This window comes from Sphingobium sp. V4, from assembly GCF_029590555.1.
Lineage (GTDB): Bacteria > Pseudomonadota > Alphaproteobacteria > Sphingomonadales > Sphingomonadaceae > Sphingobium.
Window position 1 is genome coordinate 633819 of sequence record NZ_CP081002.1, and the last position, 18942, is coordinate 652760.

General features: G+C 64.7%; 15 protein-coding genes. 8 read left to right on the plus strand and 7 right to left on the minus strand.

All coding sequences use genetic code 11. From position 1 onward, the window contains the following. Window positions 1-16: 16 nt before the first annotated feature. Together K3M67_RS18585 and K3M67_RS18590 are read right to left on the minus strand one after the other, a co-directional pair. The gene (locus K3M67_RS18585; RefSeq protein ID WP_066855329.1) at window positions 17-547 is read right to left on the minus strand and encodes a phosphoribosyltransferase; all 531 of its coding nucleotides are present in this window, start codon (window positions 545-547) and stop codon (window positions 17-19) included. Window positions 548-633: 86 nt separating this feature from the next. After that, the gene (locus tag K3M67_RS18590; protein WP_066854879.1) at window positions 634-1566 is read right to left on the minus strand and encodes a LysR family transcriptional regulator; all 933 of its coding nucleotides are present in this window, start codon (window positions 1564-1566) and stop codon (window positions 634-636) included. A 105-nt stretch (window positions 1567-1671) separates the two neighbouring features. Here K3M67_RS18590 and K3M67_RS18595 point away from each other — a divergent pair, with 105 nt between their 5' ends. From K3M67_RS18595 to K3M67_RS18615, 5 genes are all read left to right on the plus strand, one after another. Beyond that, complete coding sequence (locus K3M67_RS18595) at window positions 1672-2805, plus strand: purine-nucleoside phosphorylase (protein ID WP_285832975.1); 1134 nt, start codon at window positions 1672-1674, stop codon at window positions 2803-2805. 8 nt (window positions 2806-2813) lie between these two features. Further along, the gene (locus K3M67_RS18600) at window positions 2814-4331 is read left to right on the plus strand and encodes an amidohydrolase family protein (protein WP_285832976.1); all 1518 of its coding nucleotides are present in this window, start codon (window positions 2814-2816) and stop codon (window positions 4329-4331) included. A 189-nt stretch (window positions 4332-4520) separates the two neighbouring features. Then, entirely contained in the window at window positions 4521-7010 is a 2490-nt protein-coding gene (locus K3M67_RS18605) for a TonB-dependent siderophore receptor (RefSeq protein ID WP_285832977.1), read from the plus strand. A gap of 62 nt (window positions 7011-7072) precedes the next feature. Continuing rightward, window positions 7073-8185, plus strand: a complete 1113-nt coding sequence (locus tag K3M67_RS18610) for a purine nucleoside permease (RefSeq protein WP_285832978.1) — start codon at window positions 7073-7075, stop codon at window positions 8183-8185. 50 nt (window positions 8186-8235) lie between these two features. Next, window positions 8236-9576 (plus strand): nucleobase:cation symporter-2 family protein, encoded by a 1341-nt coding sequence (locus tag K3M67_RS18615; RefSeq protein WP_285833729.1) that lies wholly within the window; start codon window positions 8236-8238, stop codon window positions 9574-9576. A gap of 27 nt (window positions 9577-9603) precedes the next feature. Here K3M67_RS18615 and K3M67_RS18620 read toward each other — a convergent pair whose 3' ends face one another. The 3 genes from K3M67_RS18620 to K3M67_RS18630 are packed head-to-tail and all read right to left on the minus strand — an operon-like array spanning window position 9604 to window position 13520. Further along, window positions 9604-10911 (minus strand): CitMHS family transporter, encoded by a 1308-nt coding sequence (locus tag K3M67_RS18620; protein WP_285832979.1) that lies wholly within the window; start codon window positions 10909-10911, stop codon window positions 9604-9606. 34 nt (window positions 10912-10945) lie between these two features. Then, on the minus strand, window positions 10946-12445 hold the full coding sequence (locus tag K3M67_RS18625; protein ID WP_066854893.1) for an OprO/OprP family phosphate-selective porin: 1500 nt from the start codon (window positions 12443-12445) through the stop codon (window positions 10946-10948). A gap of 1 nt (window position 12446) precedes the next feature. Next, the gene (locus K3M67_RS18630; RefSeq protein ID WP_066854895.1) at window positions 12447-13520 is read right to left on the minus strand and encodes an ABC transporter substrate-binding protein; all 1074 of its coding nucleotides are present in this window, start codon (window positions 13518-13520) and stop codon (window positions 12447-12449) included. Between the two features lie 111 nt (window positions 13521-13631). Between K3M67_RS18630 and K3M67_RS18635 the strand changes: the two genes are divergently transcribed. Genes K3M67_RS18635 through K3M67_RS18645 form a run of 3 tightly spaced genes read left to right on the plus strand, consistent with a single transcriptional unit; the run spans window position 13632 to window position 16547 of the window. After that, window positions 13632-14285, plus strand: coding sequence for a response regulator (locus K3M67_RS18635; RefSeq protein WP_066854904.1), 654 nt, complete (start codon window positions 13632-13634; stop codon window positions 14283-14285). Then, window positions 14275-15681 (plus strand): sensor histidine kinase, encoded by a 1407-nt coding sequence (locus tag K3M67_RS18640; protein ID WP_285832980.1) that lies wholly within the window; start codon window positions 14275-14277, stop codon window positions 15679-15681. The genes K3M67_RS18635 and K3M67_RS18640 overlap by 11 nt, the downstream gene beginning before the upstream one ends. Further along, complete coding sequence (locus tag K3M67_RS18645) at window positions 15678-16547, plus strand: Rossmann-like and DUF2520 domain-containing protein (protein ID WP_066854910.1); 870 nt, start codon at window positions 15678-15680, stop codon at window positions 16545-16547. The genes K3M67_RS18640 and K3M67_RS18645 overlap by 4 nt, the downstream gene beginning before the upstream one ends. 230 nt (window positions 16548-16777) lie before the next feature. Here the strand turns inward: K3M67_RS18645 and K3M67_RS18650 are convergent, their stop codons facing one another. Further along, complete coding sequence (locus K3M67_RS18650; protein ID WP_066854913.1) at window positions 16778-17764, minus strand: alpha-ketoacid dehydrogenase subunit beta; 987 nt, start codon at window positions 17762-17764, stop codon at window positions 16778-16780. Continuing rightward, window positions 17761-18756, minus strand: coding sequence for a thiamine pyrophosphate-dependent dehydrogenase E1 component subunit alpha (locus K3M67_RS18655; RefSeq protein ID WP_066854916.1), 996 nt, complete (start codon window positions 18754-18756; stop codon window positions 17761-17763). Before K3M67_RS18655 ends, K3M67_RS18650 begins: the two co-directional genes overlap by 4 nt. Between the last annotated feature and the right edge of the window lie 186 nt (window positions 18757-18942).

Sequence of the window (18942 nt, forward strand, 5' to 3'; positions counted from 1 at the left end):
CGCGTGTCGGGCGCGCTCAGGACAGGCGCTCAGGCACGGACAGTGCCTCCTCCACGATGTCGTCGCTGGCGCCGACCGATTCCCAGGGAAAGACGAACCAGCGCTTGTCGCTGTCGCGATCGATCCGGCTGGCCCAATAATCCACCGTCTGGCGCGACCGACTGTTGGTCATCAGCACGGCGAAGCGCAGATTGCTGTCGTCGCACCGATTGTCGGCGAGAAGGCGGCGAATATAGGCAATCGTGCCGCCGCTGTCGTTGATGTCGTCGACGAACAGCAGCTTCACCCCCGCCGCGCTCTTGGCAGCGACCTTGCCCAGCAGTTCGTCGGCAAAGCCCGGCACTTTCGAACTATGGTCGATCGAGAGCATCGGCAGTTTGAGCTGGTGCGAGATGTAGACGGCGGGAACAAGACCGCCGCGACCGATGCCAATGATGAAATCGGGCGTCCAGTCGCCCTCCCCCACCTGGCGGGCAACCGCCTGCACGTCGGCAAGGAAGGCGTCATAGCCGATATAGAAAAGTTCAGGTTCTGCGGTGCTGCTCATGAAGCGCGAATCCAGTTGGCTGGGAACGACAAGGAACATGCCGATTATCCGGCCCGCGCCAAGGGGGCAATCGCCAGCAATGCGGATCAGAGGTCGACCGGCTCGATCGAGGCGGGATAGCTGAGCTGTGCGAAGCCGGCCTCGATCTCGCCCAGCACGATGCCCGCCGCATAGGAAGGTGTGCGCGTGGCGGCCGTGCAGAGCGCCAGGGTCATGGGCCGCAGGATCGGATCGGAAATGCGAGTGAAGGACAGGAGACCGCGCTGCACTTCCGTGATCACGTCGAGGGAGGTGAGGATGCCGATGCCAACGCCCTGAAGCACCAGCGAGGTAATCATCTGGATATTGTCGGACGTGGCGGTCCGATCGATCTGAAGGCCGCTGGTCCCCTCCAGCACGGCGATCTGCTGGCATACGGCCAAGGGGTCCGCCGGCACGATCAGCGGCGACCCGGCGCAGGCCGAAAAGCGCGCCTCGCGCTGGTCGCCGAAGGGATGGCCCGCCGGCGTGATGAAGCCCAGCATGACCTCGACAAAGGAGCGGACCGTCAGGTCGCGATAGGATTGCGGCTCGAACAGTATGCCGAAATCCGCTTCGCCATTGGCGATGGATTCGCGGACCCGGTCATTCTCCAGCACCCGCACGCCGATCGTGATGCCGGGATAGCGGCTCTGGATGGCACGGATGGCGCCGGGAACATAGCCCTTGGCCAGCGCATCGATGATCGCGATGTCGACATGGCCGCGCTTCAAGCCGCGCAGATCCTCTATCTGCGCACGGACGTCGGTCAGATTCTTCTGCCAGCGCGCACCGGCCGCCATCATGATCTCACCCGCCGCAGTCAGGCGCAGACCGGTCGGAAGACGCTCGAACAGCGGCATCCCCAGATCGGCCTCGACATTCAATATCTGCCGGTCGATCGCCGAGGCCGAGATGTTGAGTTCATCCGCCGCCCGGCGGATCGATCCCAGCCGGCCGACGGCCATGAAGTAGCGCAGAAAACGCGAAAATGCCGGCATGGACCCACTCTATTTTTTGCAACGCAGCGTGGAATTCATTGCGTTTGATTGCATCAGGTCAAGTCCCTAATCGATCCGCTGAGTAAATATAAGGGGCGCGCGGTCATGGCCGGGGGATTTGCAGCATCGGCGCTTCACGCCATCATCGCGACTGCGGCAATGCTGGTGCCGATACCGGCGGCTTTCGCCGACGAGCCGCCCGTTCCGGTCGTTCCGGCGATCAAACCCATCCCTGTCAAGGTGATCGTCATCGCCAATTTCGAGCCGGGCGAGGACAAAGGAGACGTCCCTGGCGAGTTCCAACTGTGGGCAGAACGCGAGAAGCTGGACGAAGTCATCCCGATCAAGGGCGCGCTCCATCCGCTGCGTCGCAACGGCGCGGGACTGTATGGCATGTGCTGGGGCAGCCCCGACACGATGCTGGGCGGCGTCGCCGAACAGTTGATGAGCCTGCTGCTCGACCCGCGTTTCGATTTCAGCAAGACCTATTGGCTGTTCACCGGCATATCCGGCGTCGATCCACAAGTCGCGTCGGTCGGCAGCGCCGCCTGGTCGCGCTGGGTTGTGCAGGGCGACACGCTGCGCGAATTCGACGATCGGGAGGTGGCGAAGGACTGGCCCTATGGCCTGTTCGCGATCGGCGCCGACGCCCCCAACAAGTTGCCCGCCAATACCGAAAGCTTCGCTGGCTTCACCGATACAGGCAAGCTCGCCATGGCGGTCAAGCTGAACCAGAGCCTGGCGCAATGGGCCTATGACCGGACCAGGGACGTGGTCATCCCCGACAGCCCCGAGCTGCAAAAGGCCCGCGCCGCGTGGAAAGGCTATCCCAACGCGCAAAAGCCGCCCTTCGTGCTGATGGGGGAAACACTGGGCGCGCTGCGCTATTGGCATGGTCCCGGCCGCACCCAATGGGCGCGCGACTGGGTGAAGCTGTGGACCGGGGGCAAGGGCCGCTTCGCCATGACGAACATGGAAAGCCAGTCGCTGGCGGGCGCCATGGCCATCGCTGCGAAGCAGGGACTGGTCGATCCGGCGCGCGTGCTGGTTCTGCGCACTGGCAGCAACCCGTCCATGCCGCCGCCTGGCCAAAGCGCGGTGGACAGCGTCGCCAATGAAGGGGCGGGACAGGTCGCGGCCTATGAAGCCAATTACCGGGTCGGCGCGCCGGTGGTGCAGGAATTGCTGGCGCATTGGAACAGCTACAAGGATCAGGTGCCGGGGTCCGATCCGCGATGAAGCGCGGATTGGCTCTCTTCACCTCGCTCGCCGCGCTGTCGCCAGCGGCGGCACAGTCATCCCCCGGAGAGACGGCCACCGCCGCCATCTTCGACCGGCTGTTGGAAAGCCCGCCCGCACTGCGCCTTTTCCTGAAGGCGATGCCCAAGGGCGGCGACCTGCACAATCATCTGGGCGGCACCCCCTATGCCGAGGATTATCTGCGCTGGGCGGCGGAAGGCGATATGTGCGTGGATGAGACGGGAACACACGTCGTGCCCCCGCCCTGCCCCGCGGACCGGAAGGTGAAGCGGCTGGGCGAACGGGCGCCCTTCGCCTTCACGCGGTTGGTCGATGCCCTGTCGACACGTGGCGTACAGCAAGGCGTGGGCGCCAATGACGCATCGGGCCACACACAGTTCTTTTCCAGCTTCGAACGTTTCGGCACGACCGGCGCGGAGGCCGAGGCGGGCAGCATGACCGTCGCCCGGCAGGTCGCGGCGGGCGACCGCGTCGCCTATCTCGAACTGATCCATAATCCCGCAGCGCTGATCTCGGCGACGCTCGGCATGGCTGACACGCCGCTCGGCGTCGATGGCCTTGCCGCGTTCCATGAGCGCGTGATGAAGGACGCGCGACCGATCATAGACCGCGCGATGGCGGAACTGGACCGCAACGAGGCCGCCGCACGCAAGACGCTCGCATGTGACGGCACGGCGCCCGACCCCGGCTGCGGCGTCGCCGTCCGCTATCTTGCCTGGGGCTGGCGCGACTTGCCACCCGCGCAGGCTTTCGCCTCGCTTATCCTTGCCTTTGCGCTGGCGGACCGCGATCCGCGTTATGTCGGTGTCAACATCGTCCAGCCCGAGGACTGGGTGATCGCATTGCGCGATTATGACCTGCACATGGCGATGATCCGTTTTCTCGCCGAACGTCATCCGCGCGTTCACCGCAGCTTGCACGCCGGCGAACTCGCCCTCGGCCTCGTTCCTCCGGCTGCACTGCGCGACCATATCCGCAAGGCGCTGGACGCCGGAGCGGAGCGGATCGGCCACGGCACGGCCATTGCCTTCGAGGATGACGCGCTGGCCACGATGCAGCGCATGTCCCGTCAGGGCGTAGCGGTGGAAGTCAACCTGTCCAGCAACGCGGTCATATTGGGGGTCAAGGGCGACGCCCATCCGCTGCGCCTCTATCGCCAGGTGGGTGTCCCCACCGCGCTGTCGAGCGACGACCAGGGCATTTTGCGCACCGACATGACCCATGAATTCATGCGCGCGGCGCGCGAACAGGGGATGCGCTACGCCGACCTGAAGCAGATGGCGCGCGCGAGCCTGCAATATGCGTTCATCGAAGGACCGGGTCTTTGGGAGCCTGGGCATCCGGGCACCATGGTCGCGCCCTGCGCCCTCGCCCTGTCAGACCCGAAATGCCGGGTCTTCGCAAAATCCAGCCCCAAGGCTGCGCTTCAGATCGAACTCGAAGATGAATTCAGGAAATTTGAAGATATTACCGCTCCAACCTTGAGAGACCTTGTAGGTAATTGAAGAACTACCGAAAGTTCGGGAACGTAAATCGAAATCGATAAGACATCGCCTTTGTAACGATCCGCATATAATATGAACATCGCGCATCGCAGCATTTCAATATGTCATGGGAGAGGCAAGCAGCAGGGAAAACCGGCTGGCGAAGCCATGACCATCACGCTTCGCCACCTTTGACAAAGGGGGTTGAATATGGGGAATTATCTGCCGTTTCATCGGAAAACACGCAAATCTGCGGCGCGACAGGGGCATTGGCACGGATCGGCGGCAGCGCTGGCGCTGCTGTCCTGCACCGCGCTGAGCCCGGCAGCCTGGGCCCAGGCGCCCGCACCCGAACCGGCCGACGCACCTGAAGAGATTGTCGTTACCGGCGCGCTCAACGCCCTGCCGGTAGAAGATGTCGGCACCGTCTTCGGCTTCAACAAGACGATCCTGGAAACACCGCGTTCCGCCTCGACCATCAGCCAGGAGCAGATCGAACGCTTCGGCATCACCGACATCTACGATCTGGTGGCGCAAGCGCCCGGCACCTTCACCAACAGCTTCTTCGGCGTTGGCGGTGCGCTCGACATTCGCGGCACGCCAGGCGAAGTCTATTTCCGCGGTATGCGGCGCCTGGACAATCCGGGTAACTATCCCACGCCCATCGGCGCTTCGGACCGTATCGACATCGTGCGAGGCCCGGCCTCCCCGATCTTCGGCCCGTCCAAGACCGGCGGCTACATGAATTTCGTGCCGAAGTCGGCGCGCGTCGCCGACGGCAAGCTGCGGGACAAGGCGACGGGCGAACTCAGCTATACGCGCGGCAGCTGGGACATGAACATCGTCAAGGGCAACATCTCCGGCCCGCTCAAGATCGGCGAACAGGAATTCGGCTACAGTCTGTTCGGCCAATATGAGGATGATGGCAGCTATTATCGCAACATGTCGACCAAGCAGACGATCCTGCAAGGCTCGTTCGACACCGACCTGTCCGATCATGTCCGCATCGAATTCGGCGGCCAATATCAGAATTTCAAGGGTCAGCAGAACGGCGGCTGGAATCGCCTGACCCAGGCCCTGGTCGATGACGGCACCTACATCACTGGCCAGGCGCAGCCGCTCGATACCAGCGGTGACGGGCAGATTTCGCAGCAGGAAATCAACGCATCAGTGCCCGGCGGCCTTTCGATTTTCGGCAACTTCACCTGTCCCAATAGCAGTTTCAGCCCCTTCGCGAGCGGCTTTACCGACGCCTGCTTCACCGCCGCCTACCCCAGCCTGGCGCTGACCAACACCGGCACGACGAAGCTGAGCCGCAGGAACGTGCTGACCGGGGAGGACGACAAGCTGATCAACCGCGGTTCGACCTTCTATTTCGACGCCATCTACACGGCCGACAGCGGCTTTGAACTGAAGAACCAGTGGTTCTACGACAGCTATGAAAATCTGAACGAAAACGCCTATGGCTTCTCGCAATTCCATGACAGCTGGGTGATCGAGGACAAGATCGTCGCGTCGAAGACGATCGAAAGCGACGCGGGCAAGTTCGCCTTCCAGCTTTCGCCCTCGATACGCTATACCAAGTTCGCGCATGGCGACGACTTCAATTACGAATATTTCCACCGTGTCGACCTGACGGTGGGCTATGATGTGACATCGGATCGCCTGCTGTCGACCGAATGCGATTGCGATTACACCAACTATGTCGTTGGCCATTATAGCGACCTGGCGCTGGCGGGACTGGTCGATCTCGACTTTGCCTTCGGCCTCGATCTGACCCTGGGCGCGCGCTACGATTATCTGGACGTCAAGGCGACCAACATCACGTCGAAAATGGAGGCCCCCGATCCCAGCCTGTCGGCGAACAATGCCAGCGGAAGCAAGGGCGCATGGTCCTGGTCGGGCAGCGCCTCCTACAAACTGCCGTTCGGCCTCATCCCCTATGGCACCATCGCCAAGCAGTCGACGGTGATCGCGGGTCAGGGCGCGGAAATCTATCCCGGCGACGTGGCGGCCGGCACGTTCCTGTCGGCGTCCAAACTCTATGAAGGCGGCATCAAGGGCAGTTGGCTCGACAACACCCTCTACGCCGCCGTCTCGGTCTACAAGCAGAAGCGCACCGACTATAATATCCAGTCGATCACGGTGAACCAGTCGGTAGAGACCAAGGGGCTGGAAGCCGAATTCCGCTGGTCCGTCGATCGCCACCTGCTCATCACCGGCGCCTATACCCACACCAATGTCTACAATCTGACCGCGCTGCAGGACGGCACGCTCTTCAGCTTCTTCGGCATCGAGGATCTGGTGAATGTGTCCGACCCGACTCTCTATCTTGGCGGCCAGCCGATCGGCCTGGTGCCAATCAACAGCAAGAGCGACTCCAAGCGCGCTGGCATCCCGGAAAACATGATCTCGGCGACCGCCACCTATGCGTTCGACTTCGGCCTCGCCCTGTCAGGCAGCGTCGTGCATGTCGATTCGGTCTATTCGGGCCAAAGCCAGGCGGTGAAGCTGCCAGCCTATACCACGGTGGACCTGGGCGCATCGTTCGAGACAGGGCCGTTCCTGTTCCGTCTGGTGGTGAAGAATGCGACCAACGAGAAATATTTCCGCGCCAACTTCACCGAATTGTTCGGCAGCACCATCGTCCTGCCGGAACGGCCGCGCAGCTTCCAGGCGTCAGCCGTGTATAAATTCTGATGCCCGCCTGCGGGAGCGCCCGGTTCTGGGCGCTCCCGCCATCCCCATTTCAAGGAATCCCGATGCATTCGTTCTTCCGCTGCGTCCTGCCCATCGCCAGCCTGAGTGCGAGCCTGGCGTGGGCCGGACCCGCCCCCGCCGCCGCGACTTCGCAGGTGGAAGCCAGCCTCGCCTGCGCCCCCGCCATGCCATGCTCAGCGCGCGTCCCCGTCCGCATGGTGATCGTCACGATGTTCGAGATCGGCGCCGATCAAGGGGATGCGCCGGGCGAATTCCAGCTTTGGAAGGAAAGGCGACGGCTCGACACGCGCATCCCCTTTCCACAGGGCTATCACGATCTTTTCTATAATCCCGACAGCCAGATACTGGCGATGGTGACGGGTGTGGGCACCGCAAGGTCAAGCGCCGCGACCATGGCGCTGGGCCTCGACCCGCGCTTCGACCTCGGCAAGGCCTATTGGCTTGTAGCAGGGATCGCCGGCATCGATCCCGAGGACGCCTCGATCGGTTCGGCGGCCTGGGCGCGCTACAGCGTCGATGGCGACCTGGCGCATGAGATCGACGCGCGCGAAATTCCCAAAGACTGGACGTCGGGCTTTTTCCCTCTCGACAAGAAGGGACCGGCCGACACCAGCCCGCCTATCACAGACGGCCGGGTGTTCGCGATCAATCCGGGACTGGTCGACTGGGCCTTCGCCCTGACGAAGGATGTGGCCATCCCCGATGATCCCGGCATCCAGCACGAGCGCGCGCGCTACATGGGCTATCCCAATGCGCAAAAGCCGCCCTTCGTCCTGATCGGCGACCAGCTTTCCGCCATGACCTTCTGGCATGGCAAGCTGCTCAATCGCTGGGCCAACGACTTCACCCGCTATTCCACCGGCGGGAAGGGCGAGTTCGTCACCTCCGCCATGGAGGAGACCGGGACGCTCCAGGCGATCAGCTATCTCGACCGGGCCGGGCGGGCCGACAAGGATCGCGTCCTGGTGCTGCGTTCAGGCAGCAACTATTCCATGCCGCCCGACGACGTGCCCGCCGCCGACAATCTGATGCGCGAGAATGAAGGCTATTCGGGGATGCGCGCATCGCTCGAAAGCCTGTACCTGGTCGGGTCGAAGGTCGTGGACGAGCTGCTGGGCCACTGGGACCGTTACGAGAAGGCGCCGCCGCAGTGACGGTCGCGCCCCTGGCCGCAGCCGAGGCGCGCGCGCCGCGACCGATCGGCATGACGGCGGCGCAGGCGCGCGATCCCGACCATTTCCCTGGCCTTGCCATCGCCATTCCGCTGGGCATCCAGCATGTGCTGGCGATGTTCGTCAGCAACATCACGCCCGCCATCATCATCGCCGGCGCCGCCGGCTTCGGCTATGGCTCCGCCGACCAGAGCGCCCTCCTGTACATGATCCAGATGGCGATGCTGTTCGCGGGAGTCGCCACCCTGTTGCAGACGGTCGGCATCGGCCCGGTGGGCGCGCGACTGCCACTGGTGCAGGGTACAAGTTTCGCCTTCCTGCCGGTCATCATCCCGATCTGCGCCGGGCGCGGTGTTGCGGCGATGGCCGAACTGACCGCAGCCGCCCTGTTCGGTGGCCTGTTCCATACCATTCTCAGCATGTTCGTCGGGCGAATCCGTTTCGCCCTGCCGCCCCTGGTCACGGGCCTCGTCGTGCTGATGATCGCCCTGTCGCTGATGCGCGTGGGCATTCAATATGCCGCAGGCGGCGTCGCAGCACAGGGTACAGCCGCTTATGGGGCGGGGACAAGCTGGCTGCTCGCCGGCCTCGTCATCGTCACCACGCTCGGGCTCAACTTTTTCGGACGCGGCCTGATGTCCACCGCCTCGGTGCTGCTGGGGTTGCTTGCAGGCTATGTGGTGGCCGCGATCATGGGTCGCGTATCGCTCGCTCCCATCGCTGCGGCCAGCCCCGTCATGCTGCCGGACCCGCTGCATTTCGGCTTCGCCATCTCGATCACGGCCATTTTCGGCTTCTGCCTGATGGGCTTCATTTCCGCCATCGAATCTATTGCCGACGTTTCGGCCATTTGCGAGGGCAATGCCGGTCGTGCGGCAAGCAACCGCGAACTGATCGGCGCGACGGCGGCAGACGGCGTGGGCACGGCGCTGGCCGCCCTGTTCGGGGCCATGCCCAACACATCGTTCAGCCAGAATGTCGGGCTGATCGCCATCACTGGCGTGGTCAGCCGCCATGTCGTGACGATCGGCGCGCTGTTCCTGATCCTCTGCGGTCTCCTGCCGAAGATCGGCGCGGCCATTACGACCATACCGATCGAGGTGCTGGGTGGCGGGGTGATCCTGATGTTCGGCATGGTCGCATCGGCGGCGCTGTCGATGCTTTCCGCAGTTGAATGGACGCAGCGCAACATGCTGATCTTCGGCATCGCCCTGTCGCTGGGGATTGGGCTGGAGCTGGAACCGGGTGCGCTCGCGCATCTGCCGGAAGCCGCGCGCATCATCCTGGCGTCGGGCGTGCTGCCGGCCGCCCTGGTCGCGGTGGTCCTCAACCTGCTGGTGCCGGGGCGCATGGCCGAGAGGCCGGCACGCTGAAGGCCTGCGCGCCGGAAACGCAGACCATCATGCGACAAACGGAAAGGCGAGCGCGATCATCCCGACCAGGGTCATGACGAAGCAGACGCCGGCAGCGGGCACCAAGGTGAAGCGCTGGTGGTCGGCAAGGTCGATCCCTGCGAGGCTGACCAGAAGATAGGTCGAGGGCACCAGCGGGCTGAGCAGATGGACGGGCTGCCCCATCAGCGAGGCGCGGGCGATCGCCATGGGATCGACGCCATAATGGGCGCCCGCTTCGGCCAGGATCGGCAGCATCCCGAAATAGAAGGCATCGTTGGAAATGAAGAAGGTGAAGGGCATGGAGAGCAGCGCCGTGATCGGCGCCATATAGGGGCCAAGCGCGGGCGGGATGACGCCCACGACTTGCTTGCTCATGGCCTCCACCATGCCGGTACCGCCCAATATGCCGGTGAAGATGCCGGCGGCGAAGATCAACGACACGACCGAGAGCACATTACCGGCATGGGCCGCGATCCGCTCCTTTTGCTGGGCGACGCCGGGATAGTTGACGATCATGGCGATGGCGAAGGCAATCATCATCAGCACGGACAGCGGCAATATACCCCAGACCAGAAGGCCCAGCAGAGCGATGACCAAAGCCGCGTTGAACCCGCGCAGGTGCGGACGGCGGGCTTCGGGATATTGCGACACACCAAGGTCGGCGATGTCGACCGGCTCGCCCTGCGGCAGATGGACATGACCCAGGCGGCGGCGCTCCTTGATGCCGAACCAGAAGGCGAGGCCGAGCAGGAAAGCGAGGCCCGCGATCATGCCCGGTACGAGCGGCAGGAACAGGGTTGCCGGGTCGAGCTTCAGCGCGCTCGCGGCGCGGGCGGTCGGCCCGCCCCAGGGCGTCAGGTTCATGATCCCGCTCGTCACCATCAACAGGCAGACGAGGTAGATGCGCTTCATGTCGAACCGCTTGTAGAGCGGCAACAGCGCGGCGATGGTGATGATGTAGGTGGTGGAGCCATCGCCGTCGAGGCTGACGATCGCGCACAGAACCACCGACCCCAGCAGGATCAGCAGCGGATCGCCATGAACGAGTTTCACCAGCCGCCCGACCAGCGGGTCGAACAGCCCAGTATCGGTCATGGTCGAGAAGAAGAGGATCGCAAAGAGCAGCATGACGCCGGTCGGCGCGAGATTCTTGATGCCGTCGATCATCATGTCGCCAAGGCCGGCGGCCTGTCCGGCGATGACGCCGAACAGCGAGGGGATGACGATCAGCGCGACCAGCGGCGTCATCCGCTTGGTCATGATCAGCGTCATGAAGGTGGCGACCATCAGGAAGCCGAGCAGGGCAAGATTCATGGCTGCGTCCTAGGAGAGGCTGGAGGGGGGAGGATCAGAAGGTCACGCCGACGCGCGCGCTGACGGTTTGACCGTCGTCGCTGCCGGTGAAGGTTCCCGCGCGATTGTCGGTGTGCCAGTGGATGCCGTTGAGCTGGATGCGGGTGAAGCTGTTGAGATACCAGTTCACGCCCAGCGTCGCGGCCCAGCCATCACCACCAAGGACAAGGTCGGTATAGTCCAGATTCTCGTAGCGCGCCGTCAGCTCGATCGCGCCCGATCCGCCGCTGAGCACCGGATCGAGCACATTGGGCTGGCCGAAACTGCCCAGGCGCGGATTATAGGGCGGCAATTCGCCGGTCAGGAAGAAACCGGTCGACAGGCTCCACGCCTTGCTCTCGAAATTCGGGCGGCCGCCGTCGAGCCGGGCGATCCGCCGGCCAGCTTCGCCCATGACCCAGAGACCGCCGGTATAACCGCCCAGTTCCACGCCATAGCCGGTGGTCGATCGGCCGCCGAGCAGTTCGCCCGTCGACACGCGCACCGCGCCGTTGAAGCGGCCGCCGATGACGGTGCTGCGGGTAAGAGCGGTCGCGGCGGACGACAGGGCTTCGTCGAAACCCCATGCGCCGACATGGAGCAGCGACCTGTCGGTCCTGATCGGGTTCCAGTGCGCGCGGAAGGCAGCCGTGCGGCTGTCGTTGGTCGCCTGCTCGCCATCAATCCGGTCGCCGGTCAGGCTGAGCGAGGCGTGCCAGTTGGGCCCGAACATGCGACCCATGATACCGATGCCGTAGAAGCCGCGCTGCGGGATGATCGCGGTGGACACGACGCCGCGTTCCAGGAAGGGCGTTGAATCCGAGCCGGTGCTGCCTTCGAAGGCGCGGTCGTTGAACAGGTGGCCGGCGCGGATGTCATAGTCGACCTTGCTGCTCAGGCGATTGCGCCAGCCAAGGAAGGCGGTCACGATGTCGACTTCATTTTCGGAGAAGTCGCTTTCGAACTGGTAGAAGAAATGCGGGCCGACGCTGCCTTCAAGGCCGAGGCGCAGCGCGCGCATCCCTGTCGTTGTCGTGTTCCGCCCGGCATAGTCGGACCCGAAGGTCGAGCTGACATCGACCAGGATGCGGCCGCGCGGCTTGTAGGTGAAGACGCCGTCGGCCGAACGGAAGACGGGCAGGCCCGCGCCCCATTCGGTGGTCACGCCTGCCGGATTGGCCGCGACAGCCCGCGCCTGCGTCACGTCGAGGTCGGCGGGACCGGGCGGCACGATCTGCGGCGCGAAGGGGGTGATGACCAGCGGCGGGCTTACCTGCTGCTGCGCGACCTGAGGCACAGGCTGCTGCCAGGATTGCTGCGCGGGAGCAGGCGCAGCATTCTGCGCGAGCTCCTGCCCTTCCAGCTTATCGAGCCGCGCCCTCAACGCAGCGATTTCGGCGGCCTGCGCCTTGACCAGTGCGGCCAGTTCCTCGGCGCTGGGCGGTTGGGCAAGCGCAGGCGTCGCGACGATCAGCGCCAGCGCGGCGCAACCACCGCGCAACGATCGAAAACTCATTCTACTTGGCTCCGGAAGCAAGGATCGCCTTCCAGTCGCGCAGGAAGCGCTGCTGTTTCAGGCGATCGAGATTGGCGAGAAGTTGCGGGCCGACGCGCACCGGACGGGCCTGGGCAGCGGGAAGGCGGCGGCCGCGAATGTCGGTGCGGACCGGCCAGAGGCTGTGCTGGGCAAGCAGGGACTGGCCCTGGCGCGATAGCAGGAAATCGAGGAAAAGCCGGGCGGCGGCGGGATGCCGCGCCTCGCGCGCGATGAAGGCGATGCGCGACATGACGATGGTATAGTCCTGCGGGAAGATTACGCCGATGCGCGGGTCGCGGCGGGCGCGCTCGACCGCATAGGAACCGATGACATTATAGGCGATCGACAACCTGCCTTCGGCAACGCCCCGCAGCATGGGTTCGGTGGTGATCGACAGCACGGGACGGGTTGCCGCTATCGCCTGCACCAGCGACCTTGTGTCGCCGGTGATCGCATAATCCTGCGTCAGATAGAGATAGCCGGTGTTCGACCGCGCCGGGTCGAACGTCGCGACCTTGCCCGTCAGTGCCCTGCGGTCCTTGCGCAGCAGCGCCTCCAGCGCCGCATGGCTGCGCGGCGGATTGGCGATCGCCTTTTTGTTGTAGACATAGGCGATCGGTTCGGCCGTGACGCCGAAGCCCATATTCTTCCACACGGCAGAGGGCGGCAAGGCGGGCTTTTCGGGGCTGGCATAGGCCTGGGCGAACCCGTCGTTGATGAGCTTCACCTGCTGGTCCATGGCCGAGGACCAGACGAGGTCGGCCGAAGGCTTGCGCGCCCGCGCTTCCGCGACGAAGCGGCGATACATTTCGTTGGAGCCCAGATCGGCATAACGGACGGTCACGCCAGGATAGCGGCGCTGGAAGGCGAGGATGACGGGCGCCATTTCCGACGTGTCGGCATTGGCGTAGACGATGACCTGCCGCTCCGCCTGCGCATCGGCGATCAATTGGTCATAGGAGCGCGGATAGCCGGCCGGCCGCTGCGCCACCACCGTCGATGCTGGCGCAGCCAGACTTGCCAAGGCCGCCACTATCTGAATAACCCGTCGCATAAACCCTGCTCCTCGCTTTTCCGTTTCTGTCGCCGGATAAGAATGTGAGGATCAGTTACAAAGCCAAGCTGTCATCAACCTTTCAGCACCAGGTGCCCTATTCGGATTTTGATGATCGAGGATGACGCCGCGCTGGCGCGCAGCATTTCAACCCTGCTGCGTGCGGGGGGTCATGCCGTGGACCATGTCGCAAACGGGGAGGACGCAATGGCCGTGGTCGGCAGCGAACCCTATGCGCTGGTCATCCTGGACGTCGGCCTGCCCGACATGGACGGCTTTGCCGTACTCGCCGAAATGCGGCGTCGGGGCGAGAAGGTTCCTGTCCTCATGCTGACCGCGCGCGACGCGCTGGACGATCGGGTGCGCGGGCTTGACCTTGGCGCGGACGATTATCTGCGCAAGCCCTTCGACCCGGAGGAGTTGGAGGCGCGGGTGCGCGCCCTGGGGCGCCGGCGCGGCGGCGATCCGATCCCCGAACTGAGCGTCGGCACATTGACCATCAACCGTTCCACGGGAACTGCCGAGGTGGCAGGACGGCCGCTCGACCTGCGCCGGCGCGAACTGGCAGTGCTGGAATCGCTGGCGACCCGCGCCGGTCAGGTGGTTCCGCGCGAACTGCTGATCGGGGAAGTGTTCGGCTTCGACGAGCCGGTCGGCGGCAACGCGATCGAAGTGCATGTGACGCGATTGCGCGGCAAACTCGCCCCCGATGGGCCGGGCATCCGCACGGTGCGGGGCGTGGGCTATATGCTCGATGCCGGGTAGCACGCCGGACACGGCCATTGCGCTGCGCACCAGGCTGCTCGCGGCGATGCTGGTGCCGTTGCTCGGCGCGGCCGCCATCATCGGCTTCGGCGGCGCGACGCTGATTTCCGACGTGGTGCGCCGAACCAATGACCGGGTGCTGGGCGGCGCGCTGGGCGCGATCGCCGAAACGGTGCAGGTGGAGCGCGGCGAAGTGACATTGGATCTGCCGCCCGCAGCCTTCGGCATGTTGGAGAATAGCGAGCGCGACAATGTCTATTATCGTATCGCGGTAGGACGGGCATTGCTGACCGGCTATGCCGATCTGCCCGCCCCCGATCCGGCGACGATGAGCGTGGATCAGCCGCGCTTCCGCTTTGCGCGCTATCGCGACCAGGGGATCCGGATCGCGGAAGTGAAACGGATGCTGCCCCGAATCGCCGAGCCGGTGATCGTCCAGGTCGCGGAGACGCTCGACAATCGAAAGGCGCTGAACGGGCGGCTGACCCTGGCGCTGCTGCTGGGCGAAGTGGCGCTGGTCGGCGTCGCAGTGCTGCTGCTGCGCCCGGCCCTGGGGTGGAGCCTGCGCCCGCTCGCCCGCCTACGCCAGTCGGTGGAGGCGCGAGATTCCAGCGCGCGGCCGGATTTCTCGCCGCTCGAGGCCGGCCCATTGCCCAATGAACTGCGCCCGCTCGCGACCGCATTCGACCATCTGCTGGCGCAACTGGACAAGGCGACGGGTGGCATGCGCCGCTTTACTGCCGACGCATCCCACCAGATGCGGACCCCGCTGTCGGTGCTGAAGGTCCAGGTCGAACTGGCACGGCGCGGATCGTCCGCCGCGCTCGACGAGATCGCGGACGCCGTGCAGCGGCTGGAGCGGCTGGTAACGCAACTGCTGGCACTCGCCCGCGCCGAGGAAGGCGGGGTCTCCCCGCCCCTCGAAGAGGTCGACCTCAAGGAAGTGAGCCGTGCCGTCATCAGTCGCCTCATCAACCAGGCGATCCAGGCTCAGGTTGAACTCAACCTCGATGCGGACGAGGGCGACGCCTATCTGGTCCGGGCGCACCGGACGCTGGTGTTCGAGATCGTCGCGAACCTGGTCGACAATGGCATCCGCTACAATCGGCGGGGTGGGGCAGTCACGGTCATTCTGGCGCGCGCGGCCGAGCAAGTGCTGCTGACGGTCAGCGACGATGGACCGGGAATAGCGCCGGAATATCGTGACAGGATATTCGAGCGATTTTTCCGCGCCGTCGGCCCGAACGGGGCGGACGGTACCGGCCTTGGCCTTGCCATCGTACAGTCGGCAGCTTCGCGCATGGGCGCCAGCGTCGCAATTGCCGATGAGGGACCGGGCACGCGCATCACCATCCGCTTCGCGACGGGTGATGCCACTACAGGAGCGGCCGCATGAGCCATTTTCCCTACCGCCAGATCGGCATCATCGGCACCGGCCGGGTAGCCCGCGCACTGGCGCTGGCGCTGCAACGGCATTCGGCCGCCCCCATTCTTCTTTGGGGACGGAATCGCGCGGCGCTTTCGGCGATGGCGCGGGAAATCGGGCGCGCGACGGCAGCAACGGACACGCAAGAAATGCTGCAGGGCTGCGACCTGATCGGCGTCGCGGTATCCGACGATGCCATCGGTGACATCGTCGCAACCCTGTCCCCTGGCCCGATGGTCAGCCCGTCGCCCCTCCTCTTCCATGTCAGCGGCCGCAGTGGCGTCGGCTTGATGGAGCCGCTACTGGCCAGAGGCGTCGACACCGCGGCGATCCACCCCGCCATGACGTTTACTGGAGATGCGTCGACCGAAGTGCAGCGCATGGCCGGCGCCCACTTCGCGGTTACAGGTTCCAGCGACCATGCGCGAGACGAGGCCCACCGACTGGTTTCGCTACTGGGAGGGGTAGCCGTCGATGTTCGCGAGGAACATCGCGCGCTGTATCACGCAGCGCTGTGTCACGCGGCCAATCATCTGGTGACTTTGATCGCCGGCGCCTGCCGCGCGCTGCAGGCGGCGGGCGCGGGCGATCCCCTCGCCTTGCTCGGCCCGCTCCTGCGGGCAGCGATGGAAAACAGCCTGGCGCACGGCTTCGACGCGCTGTCCGGTCCCCTTTTGCGCGGCGACGGCGAAACGATCGCCACGCATCTTGCTGCGCTGGCCAGCGACTGCCCCTCGCTCGCACCCGCCTATCGCGCCATGGCGCTCGCCACGCTCGACGAACTGGAGCGCTGCGGCGACGCATCCTCCGCAACGCTCCGCAGACTTCTGGACTGAACCCTGTTCGCCCGCCGGTTCATGACGGGATGGTGCTGCGGAAGCGCCACAGCGCGCCGGTCACCGGCGCGGCGTCAATGGATAGGTCGGCCCATTTCATAACAGGCAACCATAAGTAGGGCCGGATGCGCGCGTCCCATCGAAAAATCGGACCGGGGCGATCATGGTCGCCCCCGCGCGATGGCAGGTAAAAGGCCAGGGAAGACCCGCCCCGGCCATGGCGGGCGGGATCAGTCCATCAGCCCCTTCACGGCCTCGACGACCTGATCCGGCGAGACGATATAGGCGTCCTCCAGCACCTTGGCGAAGGGAACGGGGGAATAGGGCGCTCCCAACCGGCGGACCGGCGCTTTAAGCTGGCCGAACAATTCTTCCGCCACGGTCGATGCGATTTCCGCGCCGGGACCGAAGCTGCGCACCGCTTCATGCGCGACGAGCACACGGCCAGTTTTGGCGGCGGACGCCAGCACCGTTTCCCTGTCCCAGGGCGACACGGTGCGCAGATCGACCAGTTCAACCGATATGCCCGCTTCGGCGAGCGGCGCCAGCGCCTGCTGGCATCTTATGATCTGCGACGACCAGGAGACGATCGTTACGTCGGTTCCTTCCTGTACGACTCGTGCCTTGCCGAGAGGGATCGGCCCCTGATCATCCGCCACTTCGCCGGGGATGAACAGCGAACCGGCCGATTCGATGAAGATGCAGGGATCGGGATCCTGGATGCAGGACAACAGCAGCCCCTTGTAATCCGCCGGGTTGGATGGCGCGACGACCTTGATCCCGGCGGTATGCGCGAACCAGCCTTCCAGATGATCGGCATGTTGTCCCGCGGTTTGCCAGCCAGCACCCGTCAGGGTGCGGATGGTGATCGGCACCGTGCTCTGCCCGCCCGACATGAAGCGAAGCTTGGCGGCATGGTTGAAGATCATGTCCATGGCGACGGTAGTGAAGTTCATCAGCATGATTTCCGCCACCGGCTTATAGCCGCTGAGCGCCGCACCGATCGCAGCGCCAATGATCGCCTGCTCGGAAATCGGGGTGGACTTGACCCGATCATCGCCGAACCGGGTGGACAGGCCGGCCGTTGCGCCGGTGACGCCGCCACCTTCGCGGTCGGCCACATCCTCGCCCAGCACCAGCACCTTGTCATCCTCGGCCATGGCCTGGGCCAGCGCGGCGTTCACCGCCTGGAGCGCATTCATCTTCTTGCCGGTCATGCCGGAATCTCCTCAGCAAATACATCGCGGCGCAGCTCGTCGACGGACGGCAGGGCACTGGCGAGGCCGAATTCCTGGGCATCCTCGACCTCCGCCTCGATCTCCGCCTGCATGGCGGCCAGCGTCGCCTCGGTGGCATGGCCCTGCGCGATCAGCCAGGCCTTGAAGGCTGGCAACGGATCCTTCTCGATGGCCGCCGCCTTTTCCTCCTTGGTCATATATTTGTCGTCGTCGCCCAGCACATGGCCGAGGAAGCGGAAGGTCTTGCATTCCAGCAGGGTCGGCCCCTCGCCCTCCCGCGCGCGGGTGATGGCCTCATGCGCGGCGGCGTACATGGCAAGCGGATCGTTGCCGTCGACCGTGTGGCCCGGCATCCCGTATCCGATCGCCCGCTTAGAGATGAAATCGACCGACGTGCCATTCTCGTAGCGCGTATGTTCGGCGAAACCGTTATTGGCGCAGACGAAGATCACCGGCAGTTTCCAGAGCGACGCGAGGTTCAGCGATTCGTGGAAGGCGCCGATATTGGACGCGCCGTCGCCGAAATAGGCGATGGTGACACGCTTAGACCCATCGAGTTTCGCCGCCCAGGCAAGGCCGTTGGCGATCGGCATGGACGATCCGACGATGCCGGTCGTCACCATCACACCGGTTTCGGGGTGGGTGAGGTGCATTGGCCCGCCCTTTCCCTTGCAGGTGCCATCGACGCGCCCGGCGATCTCCGCCCAGAGCGGGCGCAGCGGCATGTCCTTCGCCACCATGTCGTGGATGCCGCGATAGATGGTGCAAATCTTGTCGTCATCGGTCAGCAGCGACGAGAGTGTCGACGGGATCACTTCCTGCCCCCGCGCCGAATAATAGGGCATGACGAGCCGCCCCAGGCGGATCGTCTTGCGGATGGCATCATCATTCCGTTCGATGCGGATCATGCGCCGGTAGATGTCGACCAGCACTTCCGGGCTTGGTGCCGCAACATTGCTCTGCTCTGCCATGATGTCCTCAGATGGCCAGTGGGATGTGCATTGCATTGGCCCTGGCAGGTTCGGGGTCAACTCGCCGGGGCGATATGTGCCGGCAGGGGAACGGGAAGCGCCGATGACGCATCGTGCAAGCCTGCCGGCCGCGGCGGATTTCGCCCCGCCGATATGCGCGCCATGCGCTTGCATCGGAGGCCAGCC